Source organism: Pseudomonas sp. WC1, assembly GCF_050586565.1.
Classification (GTDB): domain Bacteria; phylum Pseudomonadota; class Gammaproteobacteria; order Pseudomonadales; family Pseudomonadaceae; genus Aquipseudomonas.
In genome coordinates, this window is the sequence record NZ_JBOBDQ010000007.1 from 1 (window position 1) to 15,055 (window position 15,055).

Below are 15,055 nucleotides of genomic sequence, written 5' to 3' on the forward strand. Positions count from 1 at the left end.
AGGATTTTTTGGTTCCTTTTTGATCCTTCAAAAAGGGACCCGCCGTAAGGGCGGAAAGGTGAGTAAGCGTCGACATCGCAAATGAATGCGCATACAACTTTCAAAACCATAACCACAACTACAACTACAACTACAACCCTCAGATCAAAGCACCCCACCGCCCCGCCAAAAACAAATAATCAACCCAGAACACCTGATGCACCAGAACAATCCCCCAGCACACAACCTGATAGGAAACCTTCCGAGTCTTGTGCCGAAACACCTGTTGCGCCAGCAAAGCCCCCGGCCAGCCCCCCAGCAGCTCGCTGGCATGCAGCACCTTTTCCGGCGTACGCCAGGCCTGAGTCCGCGCCTGCTGCTTGTCCTGCCAGTACAACAACAGGCTGACCAGACTCACCACCGGATACATCGCCAACGGCAACCAACTCCCGCCACTCAGCCCCATCCGCAGGCCGCCGAGCACCGGCAACAGGCACAGCACCGCAAGTACCAGCCCCTTCAGGCGCGCATTGCGCACGCCTTCCTCGCTTCGGGGCGCACGCTGCGTACGAGCCCTCTCAACCATGCGCCGTCGACCAATCGACCCAGCCAAACTCCCAGGTCGCCAGGATCAGCAGGCCAAAGGCGATGCGATACCAGGCAAACACCGCATAGCTGTGATTGGCGATAAATTTGAGCAGCCCGCGTACGGCAATCATGGCAAAGATGAACGACACCACGAAACCGATGGCGAACACCGGCAAATCGCCCGGCTGGAACAGATCACGGTACTTGTACCCCGAATACACCGCCGCGCCGACCATGGTGGGCATGGCCAGGAAGAACGAAAACTCGGTCGCCGCCTTGCGCGAGAGGCCGAACAGCAAGCCACCGATAATGGTCGATCCCGAGCGCGAGGTGCCCGGAATCATCGCCAGGCACTGCACCAGGCCGATCTTCAGCGCGTGAGTCCAGCGCATGTCGTCGACATGGTCGACCTCCACCCGGTGCTGGCGACGCTCGGCCCACAGCATGATCACCCCACCTACCACCAGCGCGGCGGCAACGGTAATAGGGTTGAACAGGTACTCATGGATCAGGTCGGCGAACAAAACGCCCAGGATCACCGCGGGAATGAAGGCGATCAGCAGGTTGGCGGTGAAGCGTCGCGCCGGCACCTGCGTGGGCAAGCCCAGTACCACGTCGAAGATCTTGCGCCGGAACTCCCACACCACCGCCAGGATGGCACCCAGCTGGATGATGATGTTGAACGCCATGGCGCGTTCGCCACCGAAGTTGATCAGGTCGGCGACGATGATCTGGTGCCCGGTGCTCGAAATGGGCAGGAACTCCGTCAGCCCCTCGACCACGCCCAGGATGATCGCCTGCAAGGCACTCCACAAATCCATCTTTCCCCCAAATGCGACGCTGCACGTGGCAGGCCGCTTGTTTTGATTGACACAATTGAGACCGCACGCGGCGCGTGCTTTTTACAGCGCAAGCGCTACCAAAGCCAGCTGAAATGCCCAGCCGCCTAAAGGTTTCATCTGGCGCGGCCGAAATCCTAGCAGAGCCTATGTTTCAAGGCTTGCGTTACCTGCAACTGAGGATGTCAAGAACGACGCATTAGCCGTTGGTCGAGTGGGGGCCCGCGACAAAGCATGCTTGGATGCCCTGGATAAAAAGAAAAAGACTGGAGTAACGCATCATGAAGACCCTGAGGTCGATGTCGATCAGCCGCCGCCTGTGGCTGATCCTGCTGGTGGCCGTGGCCATGCTGCTGGTGCTGGGCCTGCTGATGCTGCGCCAGCTCCATGGCGACCTGTACCAGGCCAAGGCCGAGAAGACCCGCCACGTGGTACAGACCGCCGCCGGCGTGCTGGCCCATTACCAAGGCCTGGAGGCTGCCGGCACACTGACCCGCGAGGCCGCACAGCAGCAGGCCCTGCAAGTGGTGCGCGGGCTGCGCTATGACCAGAACGACTATTTCTGGATCAACGACCTGCAACCGAAGATGGTCATGCACCCGGCCAACCCAAAGCTCGATGGCCAGGACCTCTCCGCCATCCGTGACCCCGACGGTTTCGCCGTCTTCAACGAGATGGTCGCCCTGGCCCGCAGCCAGGGCGCGGGGCCAGTCGACTATCGCTGGCCCAAGCCCGGCGCCAGTGAGCCGGTGGCGAAAACCTCGTATATACAGCTGTTCAAGCCCTGGGGCTGGATCATCGGTTCGGGGGTCTACATCGACGACGTGCAGGCCGAGTTCGCCAGGCAGTTGCGCGACGCCTCGCTGCTGGGCCTGGGCATCGCCCTGCTGATGGCCCTGCTGGTGATGCTGATCGCCCGCAGCATCGCCCGGCCACTGCAGGAGGCCGTGCAGGCCATGGGCAACATCGCCAGCGGCGAAAGCGACCTGACCCGGCGCCTGGACACCCATGGCCACGACGAGATCACCCAGCTGGGTGAGCACTTCAACCGCTTCAATGGCAAGTTGCAGGGCGTGATCGGTCAATTGCAGGGGGCGGCCCATGCCCTGGCCGAGTCGGCCGGCCATGTGGGTGACAACGCAGGCTCCGCCCAGGCCCGTAGCGCCCAGCAATCATTGCAGATGGACCAGGTCGCCACCGCCGTCAACGAAGTCACCTACGCGGTGCACGACGTGGCCAAGCACGCCGAGCAGGCCTCCAGCGAAATGCGCAATGCCCAGGCCCAGGTCGGCCACGGCCAGCAGGCGATCCACGGTAGCCTGCAGCAGATCGACCGGCTTTCGGCGACCATCGACCAGGCGGTACAGGTGATCCGCGAACTGGCCAGCCACAGCACGAAGATCGGCGGCGTGCTCGAGGTCATCCGCTCGATCGCCGAGCAGACCAACCTGCTTGCCCTCAACGCCGCCATCGAGGCCGCCCGCGCCGGTGAGCAGGGGCGCGGCTTCGCCGTGGTCGCCGACGAGGTGCGCCTGCTGGCCCAGCGCTCCGCCCAGTCGACCGCCGAGATCCAGACCATGATCGAGCACCTGCAGGGGCAGTCCGAAGCCGCGGTGCGGGCCATCGATACCAGCAGCGAAGCCTCGCGCCAGACCGTCGAGCAGGCCCGCGAGGCTGGCAGCAGCCTGGACGCCATCAACCATGCGCTGGGCAACCTGGGGGCGCTGAATGCCTCGATCGCCAGCGCCACCCTGCAGCAGTCGCATGTGGTCGAGGAAATCAACCGCAACGTCACCGAAACCGCCGACTTGTCGCAACAGACCGCCGAGGCCGCCCGCCAGTCCAGCGACGCTGGCGCGGCGCTTGGCCGCTTGAGCGAGGAGCTGGAGCAGTTGCTGCGTCAGTTCAAGGTCTAGCAGGGCCTGGCAACGGGCAGCCCGGATGCTGCCCACCGCTTGAAGCGTGGCGCACGAAGCGGTTAGCATCGCGGCCTCTCTCCGCCCAAGGATCGCCGATGTCCGGCCTCGAACTCTTCGCCGCCGCGCTCGGCGTCATCGCCGTCTGGCTCACCGTCAAGCAGAACCCCTGGTGCTGGCCGATCGGGCTGGTGATGGTGGTGCTGTACAGCTGGATCTTCTACGAGGTCAAGCTGTACTCGGACATGCTCCTGCAACTGGTCTACGCCGTGCTGCAACTGTACGGCTGGTGGCAATGGACCCGGCCGGACCGGGTCGAGGACGCCCGCCAGGTAACCAGCCTGGCACCGATGACGATGTTCAAGGGCCTGGCGATCGGCCTGCTGGCCAGCCTGCTGCTGGGCGCCGCCATGGCCCATTGGACGGACGCTGCCCAGCCCTGGCTGGACGCGGCACTCACCGGTTTCAGCCTGGTGGCCCAGCTGTGGATGGCACAGAAGCGCCTGCAGTGCTGGGCGCTATGGGTGGTGGTGGATGTGGTCTTCGTCGGCCTGTTCCTCTACAAGGGCCTCTACCTCACCGCCGCGCTGTATGCCCTGTTCACCCTGATCGCCGTGCGCGGCTGGCTGGAGTGGCGCCGCGACCCGGCGCTGGCCAGCGCATGAAGGTCCTGGTGCTGTGCGGCCCGGAGTCCAGTGGCAAGAGCTGGCTGAGCGGCGAGATCCAGGCGCATTTCGGTGGCGTGCTGGTCGGAGAGTATGTCCGCCATTTCATGGAGCGCGAGCAGCGCGATACGTGCTACGCCGATATCCCCACCATCGCCCGTGGCCAACTCGCCTGGGAAGACCAGGGCCGGGCGCAGGCACCGGAATTGCTGATCCTCGACACCCACCTGCTGAGCAATATCCTGTGGAGCCGGGCACTGTTCGGTGATTGCCCCGAGTGGCTGGAACAGGCCATTCAGGCGCGCCATTACGACCTGCACCTGCTGCTGCGCCCCGAGGGCGTCGAATGGGTCGGGGACGGGCTGCGCTGTCAGCCACGGCTGGAAGAGCGCCAGGTGTTCTTCGACGACAGCCTGGCCTGGTTGCAACGCCACCGGCAGAACGTGCAGGTGATTGACGGCGACTGGTCGCAACGCAGCGCCACGGTGTTGAGCGTTGTACAGCGCCTGCTGGACGGCAAGTCCCCCACCTGCCCCACCGAATGTTAAGCCGCTGATACACCCTGTGGGGCCATGCCCCCCGGATTTGCGCGCATTGCGCCAGATCCGGGGGTAGTGTCACGCCCGTGAAACACCCTCGACGAAAACCCCTCAGCGCCCGACTTCAATGGGCCCGACGGCTCATGGGGCGACTCTCTGTCTCAGCACTGATACACCAATCCATTGACGCACCAGCTCCAGCCCCACAACTGACTGATTCGAAAGCAATAACAAAAACCGGCACAGCTTCTGCTCTCCTTCTGGCAACGCGGCCCAGGCCCAACACGCCGAAGAAGGAATTGCCATCGTGGGGAAACTTGATAAAGGCAACGTCTGTCGTCTCCTGCTGATCGGATGCGCACTGGGTTCCAGCTTCAGTCTGCCAGCCCAGGCCGATAACGGGCTCGTCATCATTACCCGTGATGTGCAACCGCGCATCGCCACCCGTGCCCCGCTTGTGCCCGACCCCAACCCTGTCACCGTCAACACCAACCCGTCCGCGCACATACTCAAGCAGACCAACGAACTGAGCGACGGCGACTTCGCCAGTATCAGCAGCGGCGCAGGCATCAATACGCTGATCACCCAACAGACCAACAACATCGGGGCCAACATCGGCACCCAGACGCAACTGCCGAACATTGCCGGTGGGCGAGCCTCAGGCTCTGGCAATGGCATTGCCAACATGGTCAATTCGAACGTCCAGCAAGGTCTGGGCGCCCTGAAGATCCTCAGCGGGGGTCAGTGACATGAAGCATACGCTGCTGATCCTGGCCACGTTATGCAGTGCACCGGCCTTTGCCCAATCCCCCGTGATCAACAACGCCACCATCGACAGTTCAGGCGCACAGTACCAAGGCAACCTGGGCGTCAACCAGGCGGCCGGGGACCAACAACAGCAGGTCAACGCCCGGGCTATCGCCATCGGCCATGACGCCAACGCCAGCACCCAGATCCGCCAACGCTTGCGCACGCCTGTCGACCCCTCGATAGATGCTCGGTCCAGCATCCAGGGCGACGCCTTCAGCCACGGCAACGGCGTACTGGGCGTGAACCAGAGCGCCGGCGCCAGCAACCAGCAAGCCAACGCACTGCGCATCAGCGTCAGTGCCCAACCGCAAAGCATCGACGACAGCGTCCTTCTGCAACAGAACGTGGCGCTGATCAACAGCTCGGATACAACTGCCCAGACACCCGGCCATCGCCAGGTCAGCACCAGCGACCAGGCATTCACCGGTAGCCGTGGCGTGGTGCAGTTGAATCAGAGTGCAGGGGTGGGAAACCGAACGGCCAACACCCTGAGCATCCGGGTCGCAGATTGACCCAAACAGGTAACAACAACACTTAACCTAAAACAAAGTACGGAGAACCACCATGAAACCCTCGATGGCACTCAAGCCTCTGGTTTTCGCAATTGCTGCGATCATGGCTGTGGCTGTACAAGCTGGGCAGAACGATCCACGTGGCGGCCACAACAATGGCCATAACAATGGCCACAACAACGGTCATCACACCCCTCCTCCTACCAAGATCCCGGTATATGCAACCGCCAATGCCTGGGACAAGCAAAGCAGCACCAACAACCGCATCAACAATGAAGGCACCGTGAACGAAGCCGAAATGAGCAGCTCGGCCTCCGGCACCAGCGGCAACGTGGGTGTCAACGTCGCGGCCGGCGCCGGCAACCAGCAGGACAACGCCGCCGCCATCGCCAACGCCGGCGCCGACTCGAGCCTGGACAACAGCTTCGTGTTCGGCTCCGCCTCGGCCACCGCCGACGTACGCCAGTACAGCAACAACAACAAGGTCAACAATTACGGCACCACCAACTCCGGCATCATGAGCGGCTCGGGCAACAACGGCAGCGGCAACATGGGCATCAACATTGCCGGTGGCGACCTGAACCAGCAGAAAAACACCATGGCCATTGCCAACTCCAATGCGCCACTGGGTAATGCCACCGCCACCGCCTCTGCCGACCAGAATGGCCCAGGCCTGGTAGTGAACAACAGCGCCGACCGCACCTACCGGGTCGATACGCTGACCTTCACCACCACGAAAAGTGGTAGTGCCTCGTACGACAAGGACTCCAGCTACAGCAAGGAAGGCAGCTCGTCTTCGAGCTGGGAGGCGGCCGGAGCCAACAGCTGGAACGCCAGTGGCTCGAAGAGCTCCGACGCCAGCGGTTCGCGCAGCCACGAATCGAGTGCTTCGGCTAGCGGTTCTCTGAACGCTTCGCTGGATGCCTCGGCAAGCGGCAGTGTGACCCAGACACAGGACTTCGGGCGCCACGAGCGCAGCCGCACCGACTCGTTCGATGCATCGCTGAACGCTTCGATCGACGCTTCGTATGACAAATCGCACGAGAAGTCCTCCAGCTCCTCGTTCGAGAAGGCTTACGACTCTTCGTTCGAAAAGGCCTACGACTCTTCGTACGAAAAATCGGGCAGCAAAGCTTCCGAATTTGCCAAGTCCGGCTCGAAGAGCTTCAGCGAGTCCAGCTCGTACGACCTGAGCAACACCGTGTCGTTCCAGGTGCTGACCCCTACCGGTTGGGCTAACCCTGTGACCAACACCGCAACCCTCAGTGGTTCGGTGAACGGTGGCAGCGGCAACCTCGGCGTCAACGTCGCAGCCGGTGTGGGCAACCAGCAGAGCAACTCGCTGGCCATCTCCAACACCTCGTTCTGAGCGCTGTAACCGTAAGGCCCCCTTCGGGGGGCCTTTCTTCAACAGGACCAGGGGGCAAGACCATGCGGATGATCGCCTTGGCGTTTTTGCTGTGCATGGCAAGCTACAGCGAAGCGGCGCAGATGCCGCTTTCGGTTTTGCCGGGGGGCGCGGTGATCTACAAGCCCATCCAGAGCATCCGTGAGCGCAAGTTCGCCGACCTGGTGCAACAGAAGACCGATTTCAGTTGCGGCGCCGCGGCGCTGGCAACCATCCTGCGCCAGGCCTACTGGCTGGACGTGGACGAACAACACATCATCGAAGGCATGCTGGCTCACGCCGACCAGGACCTGGTACGGGTGCAGGGCTTCTCCATGCTCGACATGAAACGCTACGTGGAAAGCCTGGGCATGCGTGCCCGCGGCTACCGGGTCGCTGCCGAAACCCTGAACAGCGTGCGTATACCCGTGGTGGTGCTGATGGACATCCGTGGCTACAAGCACTTCGTGGTCATGCAACGGGTCGACAAGGGCTGGGTCTATATCGGCGATCCGGTCCTGGGCCACAAGCGCTACAAGGTCGAGGACTTCCTCAAGGGCTGGAACGGCATCATCTTCGCCGTGATCGGCCAGGGTTACGACAAGACCAATGCCTTGCTCGACCCTCCTCTGCCGCTGAGCGCCAAGGGCCGGATCAACAACTTTACCCCGGTCAAGGACGCTGACCTGATGGACTTCGGCTTCATCCGCAGCGACTTCTTCTAATGACAATCAAGCACGACGCTCCGGGAGCATCTCATGAAGACTCCAGCATGGCTCACCCTGATCTGTCTGGCAGCCGCCCTGCCCCTCCAGGCAGAAACGTTCAAGCCCATTGAACTGAAAGACCAGGAGCTGGCGAACCTGCGCGGGCGCTATGTAATGCCGGGGCGGATCATCAGTTTCGGCGTGGTCATGACCAGCACCTGGCAAAACGCCAGTGGCGATGTCATCGGCGCCAAGACCTCGATGCAGGTCCAGCAATCGACCATCAAGCCGCAATTCTACGTGTCGATGATCGACAAGAAAGGCTCCGGCGCTGCCAACGCGCAAGGCGCCGGCAGCGTCACGGGCGGCGCGGGCCTGAACACGACCGACGGTGTTACCCAGGTAGTGCGCGCCGCCGGCGACAACAATACCGCTTACAACAACGTCGATATCAACGTCACCAAGGCCAACCAGGCACCCGATACGCCACAGCAGGGCCAGGTATTGGCAGCAGGCTCCACACTGGTTGGCAGCAACGGCGCCGGCTCGCTGAGCGTATCGGCCAGCGGCACCGGCGTGCAGCTCGACGTGGTGGCCAACAACAACCAGGGCAGTGCCCTGCAACGCATCGCCCAGGGCGGGTTGATGCAGAACGCGACATTGCTTGGCAACGGCAACCAGGTCAGCAACCTGACGGCCCTCAACGTCGTGCTGCGCGACAACGTGCCTGACGCCGCGCTGAACGGCAATCTTGACCAGCTCAAAGGCCTTCGCGCTCTCGGATACTGATCTACGCTGACTCTCATCGTATGTAGTCTGAAGGGACGGCTAACCCATGCACCGATCGTTGACGTTCAGAGCTGTAGTCTGTCTGAGTACCTTGGCACCCGCGACATTGCTCTACGCAGCTCCGGACCCTCAGGTCGAGGCACTGAAGCAGGAGCTGCGAGAGCTCAAGCAACGCTACGAAGCCCAACAGAACGCGCTGATGGTGCTCGAACAGCGCGTGCGGCAAGTAGAAGAGACCCCGGCGGCGCCGCCGCCCAGGCGCCTGACAAGGTCCCCCTCGGAACCGGCCAAAGGCGCCCAGACGGTTGCGTCAGGCACCCCTGGCAATGCAGGCAGCTCCTATGGTCAATCGCTAAAGGACGACTCCGAGCCTGCGCAAAGTGTTTCCAACCTGTATGACGAAGCCAGCGGCTTCTTCGGCGGCGGCAAGTTCAGCGTCGAGACCGGCGTGACCTATACCCACTACGACACTCGCGCCCTGACCCTCAACGGTTTCCTCGCCCTGGACTCGATCTTCCTTGGCAACATCAACCTCGACCGCATCAAGGCCGATAACTGGACACTGGACCTGACAGCCCGCTACAACCTGGACCAGCGCTGGCAGTTCGACATCAACGTGCCGATCGTCTACCGGGAGTCGACCTATTCTTCAGGCGGCGTAAGCGGTGTGGGCTCCACCGCCTCCGATGCCACGGTAACCCGAGACCCCGCCATCGGCGACATCAACGTGGGGGTAGCCTACAAGTTCCTCGACGAGTCGGAAAACTGGCCCGACGCGGTCGCGACTCTGCGGGTCAAGGCCCCCACCGGCAAGGACCCTTACGGTATCAAGCTCATCAGGGATACGGCCAACGACAACCTGGCGGTGCCTGAAAGCCTGCCCACCGGCAATGGTGTCTGGTCGATCACGCCGGGGATTTCGCTGGTCAAGACGTTCGACCCGGCCGTTCTCTTCGCGAGCCTGTCCTACACCTACAACATGCAGGACTCGTTCAGCGACATCAGCCCGGAAGTCAACAGCAAGGTACCAGGCGACGTGAAACTCGGAGATTCCTGGCAGATCGGCGGGGGTATCGCCTTCGCCCTGAACGAGCGGATGAGCATGTCGTTCTCGGTCACCGACCAGTTCGCCAGCAAAAGCAAGATCAAACGCGATGGCGGCGACTGGCAGTCGATCACCAACAGCGACTACAACGCGGCAAACTTCAACGTCGGCCTGACGTTCGCCGCCACCGACAACCTGACCATCGTCCCCAACCTCTCCATCGGTTTGACCGAAGACTCGCCGGACTTCTCGTTCAGCCTGAAATTCCCCTACTACTTCTGACCGCACCGGGCCCGCGCACGGGCCCGGCATTTGGTTACCGGTTTTGTAGCATCCGACTTTCCCGGCACCAGCCTGTTATCATCCGGCACAATTTTGTGACGGTTTAATGGCATTAAGGAAAGTTTCGTGAACAACCTGCTCGGTCACCCTCGCGCCCGCCTTGCCGCCCTGGCAATCCTGGTGCTGGTGATACCCCTGACCGCGCGCGCCCTGCTGGGCTGGTCCAACCCCTTTGGCTATCTGTCCGACCTCGCCATCGGCAGCCTGTTGGTCCTGCTCCTGCTGCGACGTCCCTGGTGGCTGGCCCTGCCGCTGCTGTTGGCCTGGGGCGGCCTGTGGGTGGCATCCGCCGAGCTGGTCAGCGCCGTCGGCAGACTGCCCACGGTCGACGACCTGAGCTACCTGATCGACCCGCAGTTCATGGAGAACTCCACCGGCGGCGGACTGGCCCATGCCTGGCTCCCCGCCCTGCTGGTCGCCGGCCTTGGCGCCTGGCTGGCGAGCGTATGGCGATCGCCCGCCAGCGCGTCATTGCCACGACGACTCTGGGCCGTGCCCCTGGCGCTGTTCGGCCTGCACTGGGGCGGCCAGCAACTGTCCCCCTCCGACGCCGACCAATGGCGCCAGTACGGCCTCACCCACCAGGCGCTGTCGACGGCAGTGGGCAAGGTGCAGCATCAGGCCTTGAGCCGTATGGGCCGGGTGCCGGCAGTCACGGCGCTGCCCAGCGCCGGCCTTACCCAGTCCGACCTCAATGGCGTCAAGCTGCTCGACGCAGCGGGCAAGGCACGCAACCTGCTGATCATCACCGTCGAGGGCATCCCCGGCGCTTACCTGCGCCCCAACCGCGAGGCACTGGGCAGCCACTACCAGCAGGACCTGATGCCCCGTCTCAACCAGTGGGCCGAGCGCGGCATGAACACCCCCGACTATGTATTGCACACACACCAGACCATTCGCGGCCTGTACGCGATGCTCTGCGGTGACTACGACAAGCTGGCCAACGGCACGCCCAAGGGGGTCGAGCTGCTGACCCAGCAGCAACGCAACCAGGCCTGTCTGCCGGCCCAGCTGCGCGAGGCCGGCTTCGCCACCCATTACCTGCAAGGCGCCGGGCTGCGTTTCATGGCCAAGGACCGGATCATGCCCCACATCGGCTTCGACACGGTGCATGGGCTGGAGTGGTTCGCCAACAACAACTACCTGGAATTCCCCTGGGGCAAGGATGATCGCGCGTTCTTCGAAGGTGCGCTCGACTACGTCGGCGAGCTGCGCAAGCAACCAAAACCCTGGATGCTCACCCTGCTCACGGTCGGCACCCACCAGCCCTATTCGGCGCCGGAGGCCTATCTGCAACGCTTCGATACGCCCAAGCAGGCTGCGGTGGCCTACCTCGACGATGCCCTTGGCAGGTTCCTCGACGGTCTCGAGCGCCAGGGCGTACTGGAAGACACCCTGGTGATCGTCACCTCCGACGAATCCCACGGCATCGATGGCGTGCGCCTGGCCTCGGCCTGGGGCTTCAACCTCACGCTCGCACCGGAGCAGGCCCAACTGCCCAGGCTCAAGCAGGGCACCTACGGCCACGTCGACCTGAGCACCTCGCTGCTCGACTACTTTGCCCTGCCAATCCCTGCGGCCTTGGCCGGCCGCTCGCTGTACCGCGACTACGACAGTGGCCGCGAGATGATTTCCTACACCAATGGCATGCTGCGCTACCACGACGGCCAGGGCACCCTCAGCGAGTGCGATTTCCAGCAACGCTGCCGACGCTATGCAAGCCCCGGTTTCATTGCCGACCAGGCCAAATTCGTCGGCCGTGGGGACGACAGCCTCGGGCGGCAGATAGGCCTGCTGGCCGCCAGCCTCGACCAGTCGTTGCTGCAGACTCCGCTCAACCTGCGCTACCAGTTCGGAGGTCCCTCACCCATTGCCCTGGCTGAGCGCATCAAGGATGACTGGGCCGACAACCTGATCGGCGCGCAATACCTGGAGATGCCCGAAGGCACCCGCACCCGGGTACGTCTCAAGGTGCGGGCGCTGGACCCACGCCATGCCGCCTACATCCGGCTCAAGGCCAAGGAGCTTGAGCAGGACGTACAGCTTGGCTTGCCCGAGGAAATGCGGGTAACGGCCGACGAGCCGCTGGAAATGCAGTTCGACTTCGACAACCCCACCGTGCGCAAGGCATTTTCCTTCCACCTGTTGGGGTATGGGGGCGGCGAGGTGGAGGTCAGCGACTTCAGCGTGATCACCGAGCTGCCCGACGAGCCGGAGACGATGGAGGAACTGGCGGACGGGCATCTTGCCCAGTCGAGCTGAGGCCCCGCAATCGGGAGCGTGGTTGCTCAACGAATCTGGTGCTTGTGCAACAACCGGTAAAACGTCGGCCGCGACACACCCAGCACCTTGGCCGCGATACTCAGGTTGTCGCTGTGCCGGTTCAGCACATCGCACAACGCCTGCCGCTCGGCGCGGTGCTTGTAATCCTCGAGCGTGCCCAGCGGCTGGTCCTGTTCCTGCAGGTCCTGCAGCCCCAGGTCCTGGGCCTCGATCTGCCGGCCTTCGGCCAGCACCAGGCCACGCCGAACCCGGTTGGCCAACTCGCGCACATTGCCCGGCCACTCGTGCCGGCCCATGGCCGCCAAGGCACCGTCGCTGAACGAACGTGGCCGCCTGCCCGTCTCGGCGCTGTAGAACTGCGAGAAATGGCTGGCCAGCATCGACAGGTCGCCATGCCGGTCACGCAGTGGCGCGGTCACCACTTGCAGCACATTCAGGCGGTAGTACAGGTCTTCGCGAAACCGCGCCAAGGCGATGGCCTTTTCCAGGTCCACATGGGTCGCCGCCAGAACCCTGACGTCGACGGCGATGGGTTGATTGCCGCCCACCCGTTCGATGTGTTTTTCCTGAAGAAAGCGCAGCAGGTTGGCCTGTAGCTCCAAAGGCAGGTCACCGATCTCGTCGAGAAACAGGGTGCCACCATTGGCCGCTTCGATGCGCCCCACCTTGCGCTGGTGGGCCCCGGTGAAGGCACCCTTTTCATGGCCAAACAGCTCGGACTGGATCAGGTGTTCCGGTATGGCCCCGCAATTGATGGCAATGAACGGTTTGTCCCAGCGTTGTGATTGCCGGTGCAGGGTGCGCGCCACCAGTTCCTTGCCGGTTCCGCTTTCGCCACGGATCAGCACTGGCGACTCGGTCGGCGCCAGCTTGCCGAGCAACTTGCGCAACTCGCGGATCGGCCGGCTTTCGCCCAACAGTTCGTGTTCGGGCTCATCGACCCGCACCGCGCCCTTGCCGCGCAGGCGTGCCATGCCAAAGGCACGGCCCAGGGTGACCTGCACCCGGGAGACATCGAACGGCAACGTATGGAAGTCAAAAAACCACTCGCAGACGAAATCTCCGACATTCTGCAGGCGCAGTTCCTCGGCGCTGAGCACGGCGATCCACTCGGTATTGCTGCGCTTGATCAGGTCCTTGAGCGCTTCGGGGTGCAGCAGGTGCGAGGCTTGCAAGCGCACCAGGCCAACATCGCAGGGTTGCTCCAGCGCCGCCTCGAGCGTGCAACTTCGGACATCCCAGCCGACACTGCGCAAGCCCGGCAACAGGCGGTGGCAATCGTCGCAGGGGTCGACGATCAGCAGGCGGCGGTGGGATGCAGGTTCAAGCATGACCTTTCCTTGGCGCCAGTTATTGGTTTTTTACCTATAAACAGACAGTTGCGACGCCCGAATTAACAGTAGCAATGAACTTGACGCTCCCCACTACCGTTGGTCAGCCCGCCAGCCGTGTGCACGGCACACTCGGGAATTATCTCAACCCTTGCGCGTCTGAGGCGGGAGCGACAAGCACGGACGAATGAATCGTCAATAAAAAATTTCAAAACCTTGTGACTTGAACCCTGATCTGGAGCATCAGTACAAATAACCCCGCGCTGTAGAGTGTTCAGGAATAACACCGCGGAACAATATTTCGCTGTTTGGGACCATGAGAGAGACCGAACCATGAATGCCCCGCTCCGTGTCAACGAAGCACTGCTGATCGCCGACCACGCCTTCGAACCCTTCCAGTGCGTAGCCTGGGATGCACCCAACGGTACCGGTGAGCTGAGCCTGGCAGTGATCGACCGGACCAGCACCCGTATCGGCAGCAAGCAAGTGTCCTCGCGCGTCTATTCCGACCCTGCGCAATGGGCCAGTCTGATCGAGGAAGTGCGCGCCGAACTGTCCGGCAAAGGTTACGACCTGCAACCCTGGTCGATGCCAAAGTAACAAGACTGCCTGTTACAAAGTGCGTGGCCGCCACGCACTTTGGTAACTTTCCCCGAATATGGGGATAACTTTTTCAATTGCGACATCCTGTCGCAGCTACCTGCTTAACTGACCACGCTGAACTGCTCGATATGCCGATATTCGGCATGTAGTTGTTCGGCAATTTGTCGTGCACGACCCACACGCACCGCCGCCATTTCCATATCCACCAGCAACGTGTTGCACGGTAACGGCTGCAACTGTGCTTCCTGCTGCAGGCGACCATCGGTCAGCACCAGGCAACGCTGGGTCTCCAGGGGCAGGCGCTTGCTCCGCGCCAGCAGCCAGTGGCGCGCCTCCTCCAGCGCCGCCGGCAACGGCGTACCGCCGCCAGCCCCCAGCGCCTGCAACCAGGGCTGCAACGCCGCCGAGGCCTTCAGCCCATGCCGTTGCCATTGCGGCTTGTCGCCACTGGCCGTGAGCAAGGCCAGGCGGGCCCGTTGCCGATAGGCCTCATCGAACAATCCGGCCAGCAGGCCCTTGGCCTGGGACAGTGCCTGGTTGCGGCGGGTGGAAGCCGATGCATCCACGATCACCAGCCAGAGCTCCGGCGCCTGGGCCTGACGTTGTTGCCAGCACAGCTCACGGCGCAGGCGCGGCCGCCCCTTGAGCAAGGTCGCCAGCCAGGCGATGCGGCCAGTCTCGGCCGCACGCGGGCGGCCCCGGGTGCTACCTGTCAAATTG

At 62.8% G+C, this 15,055-nt stretch carries 15 protein-coding genes and 1 pseudogene; 12 read left to right on the forward strand and 4 right to left on the reverse strand.

Translation table 11 applies throughout. From position 1 onward, the window contains the following. Nucleotides 1-139: 139 nt before the first annotated feature. Together ACQ4OD_RS04660 and ACQ4OD_RS04665 are read right to left on the reverse strand one after the other, a co-directional pair. Nucleotides 140-565, reverse strand: coding sequence for a DUF1294 domain-containing protein (locus tag ACQ4OD_RS04660; RefSeq protein WP_430943949.1), 426 nt, complete (start codon nt 563-565; stop codon nt 140-142). Continuing rightward, nucleotides 558-1,388, reverse strand: a complete 831-nt coding sequence (locus ACQ4OD_RS04665) for an undecaprenyl-diphosphate phosphatase (protein WP_139670543.1) — start codon at nt 1,386-1,388, stop codon at nt 558-560. Before ACQ4OD_RS04665 ends, ACQ4OD_RS04660 begins: the two co-directional genes overlap by 8 nt. A gap of 389 nt (nt 1,389-1,777) precedes the next feature. On the opposite strand from ACQ4OD_RS04665, the pseudogene ACQ4OD_RS04670 reads away from it, so the two are divergent. The 11 genes and pseudogenes from ACQ4OD_RS04670 to ACQ4OD_RS04720 form a co-directional block, all read left to right on the forward strand. Beyond that, nucleotides 1,778-2,449, forward strand: a pseudogene (locus ACQ4OD_RS04670) (cache domain-containing protein); the annotation flags it as partial. Between the two features lie 138 nt (nt 2,450-2,587). Further along, a complete protein-coding gene (locus ACQ4OD_RS04675) occupies nt 2,588-3,322 on the forward strand; it encodes a methyl-accepting chemotaxis protein (protein WP_371918114.1) in 735 nt (244 codons plus the stop codon). A 98-nt stretch (nt 3,323-3,420) separates the two neighbouring features. Beyond that, nucleotides 3,421-3,987, forward strand: a complete 567-nt coding sequence (pnuC, locus tag ACQ4OD_RS04680) for a nicotinamide riboside transporter PnuC (RefSeq protein ID WP_102682457.1) — start codon at nt 3,421-3,423, stop codon at nt 3,985-3,987. Further along, complete coding sequence (locus tag ACQ4OD_RS04685) at nt 3,984-4,535, forward strand: AAA family ATPase (protein WP_110702156.1); 552 nt, start codon at nt 3,984-3,986, stop codon at nt 4,533-4,535. The genes pnuC and ACQ4OD_RS04685 overlap by 4 nt, the downstream gene beginning before the upstream one ends. A 298-nt stretch (nt 4,536-4,833) precedes the next feature. After that, complete coding sequence (locus ACQ4OD_RS04690; protein WP_110702157.1) at nt 4,834-5,274, forward strand: hypothetical protein; 441 nt, start codon at nt 4,834-4,836, stop codon at nt 5,272-5,274. 1 nt (nt 5,275) lies between these two features. After that, nucleotides 5,276-5,848: an adhesin gene (locus ACQ4OD_RS04695; RefSeq protein ID WP_198754221.1), complete on the forward strand. Its 573-nt coding sequence runs from the start codon at nt 5,276-5,278 to the stop codon at nt 5,846-5,848. 52 nt (nt 5,849-5,900) lie between these two features. Next, entirely contained in the window at nt 5,901-7,217 is a 1,317-nt protein-coding gene (locus ACQ4OD_RS04700; RefSeq protein WP_110702161.1) for a heme utilization protein, read from the forward strand. A 62-nt stretch (nt 7,218-7,279) separates the two neighbouring features. Continuing rightward, nucleotides 7,280-7,960 (forward strand): C39 family peptidase, encoded by a 681-nt coding sequence (locus ACQ4OD_RS04705; RefSeq protein WP_094012022.1) that lies wholly within the window; start codon nt 7,280-7,282, stop codon nt 7,958-7,960. Nucleotides 7,961-7,993: 33 nt separating this feature from the next. After that, nucleotides 7,994-8,731, forward strand: coding sequence for a hypothetical protein (locus ACQ4OD_RS04710; protein WP_110702163.1), 738 nt, complete (start codon nt 7,994-7,996; stop codon nt 8,729-8,731). 46 nt (nt 8,732-8,777) lie between these two features. After that, the gene (locus ACQ4OD_RS04715; RefSeq protein WP_110702165.1) at nt 8,778-10,058 is read left to right on the forward strand and encodes a hypothetical protein; all 1,281 of its coding nucleotides are present in this window, start codon (nt 8,778-8,780) and stop codon (nt 10,056-10,058) included. Nucleotides 10,059-10,184: 126 nt separating this feature from the next. Next, a complete protein-coding gene (locus ACQ4OD_RS04720; RefSeq protein ID WP_430943950.1) occupies nt 10,185-12,380 on the forward strand; it encodes an LTA synthase family protein in 2,196 nt (731 codons plus the stop codon). 26 nt (nt 12,381-12,406) lie between these two features. Here ACQ4OD_RS04720 and ACQ4OD_RS04725 read toward each other — a convergent pair whose 3' ends face one another. Next, the gene (locus ACQ4OD_RS04725; RefSeq protein ID WP_198754223.1) at nt 12,407-13,732 is read right to left on the reverse strand and encodes a sigma-54 dependent transcriptional regulator; all 1,326 of its coding nucleotides are present in this window, start codon (nt 13,730-13,732) and stop codon (nt 12,407-12,409) included. A 333-nt stretch (nt 13,733-14,065) separates the two neighbouring features. Between ACQ4OD_RS04725 and ACQ4OD_RS04730 the strand changes: the two genes are divergently transcribed. After that, nucleotides 14,066-14,332 carry a hypothetical protein gene (locus ACQ4OD_RS04730; protein WP_028690802.1) on the forward strand — a complete coding sequence of 89 codons (267 nt, stop codon included), beginning with the start codon at nt 14,066-14,068 and terminating at the stop codon, nt 14,330-14,332. Between the two features lie 104 nt (nt 14,333-14,436). On the opposite strand, the gene ACQ4OD_RS04735 is transcribed toward ACQ4OD_RS04730, so the two are convergent. After that, nucleotides 14,437-15,051, reverse strand: coding sequence for a vWA domain-containing protein (locus tag ACQ4OD_RS04735; RefSeq protein ID WP_256582571.1), 615 nt, complete (start codon nt 15,049-15,051; stop codon nt 14,437-14,439). Nucleotides 15,052-15,055: the final 4 nt, after the last annotated feature.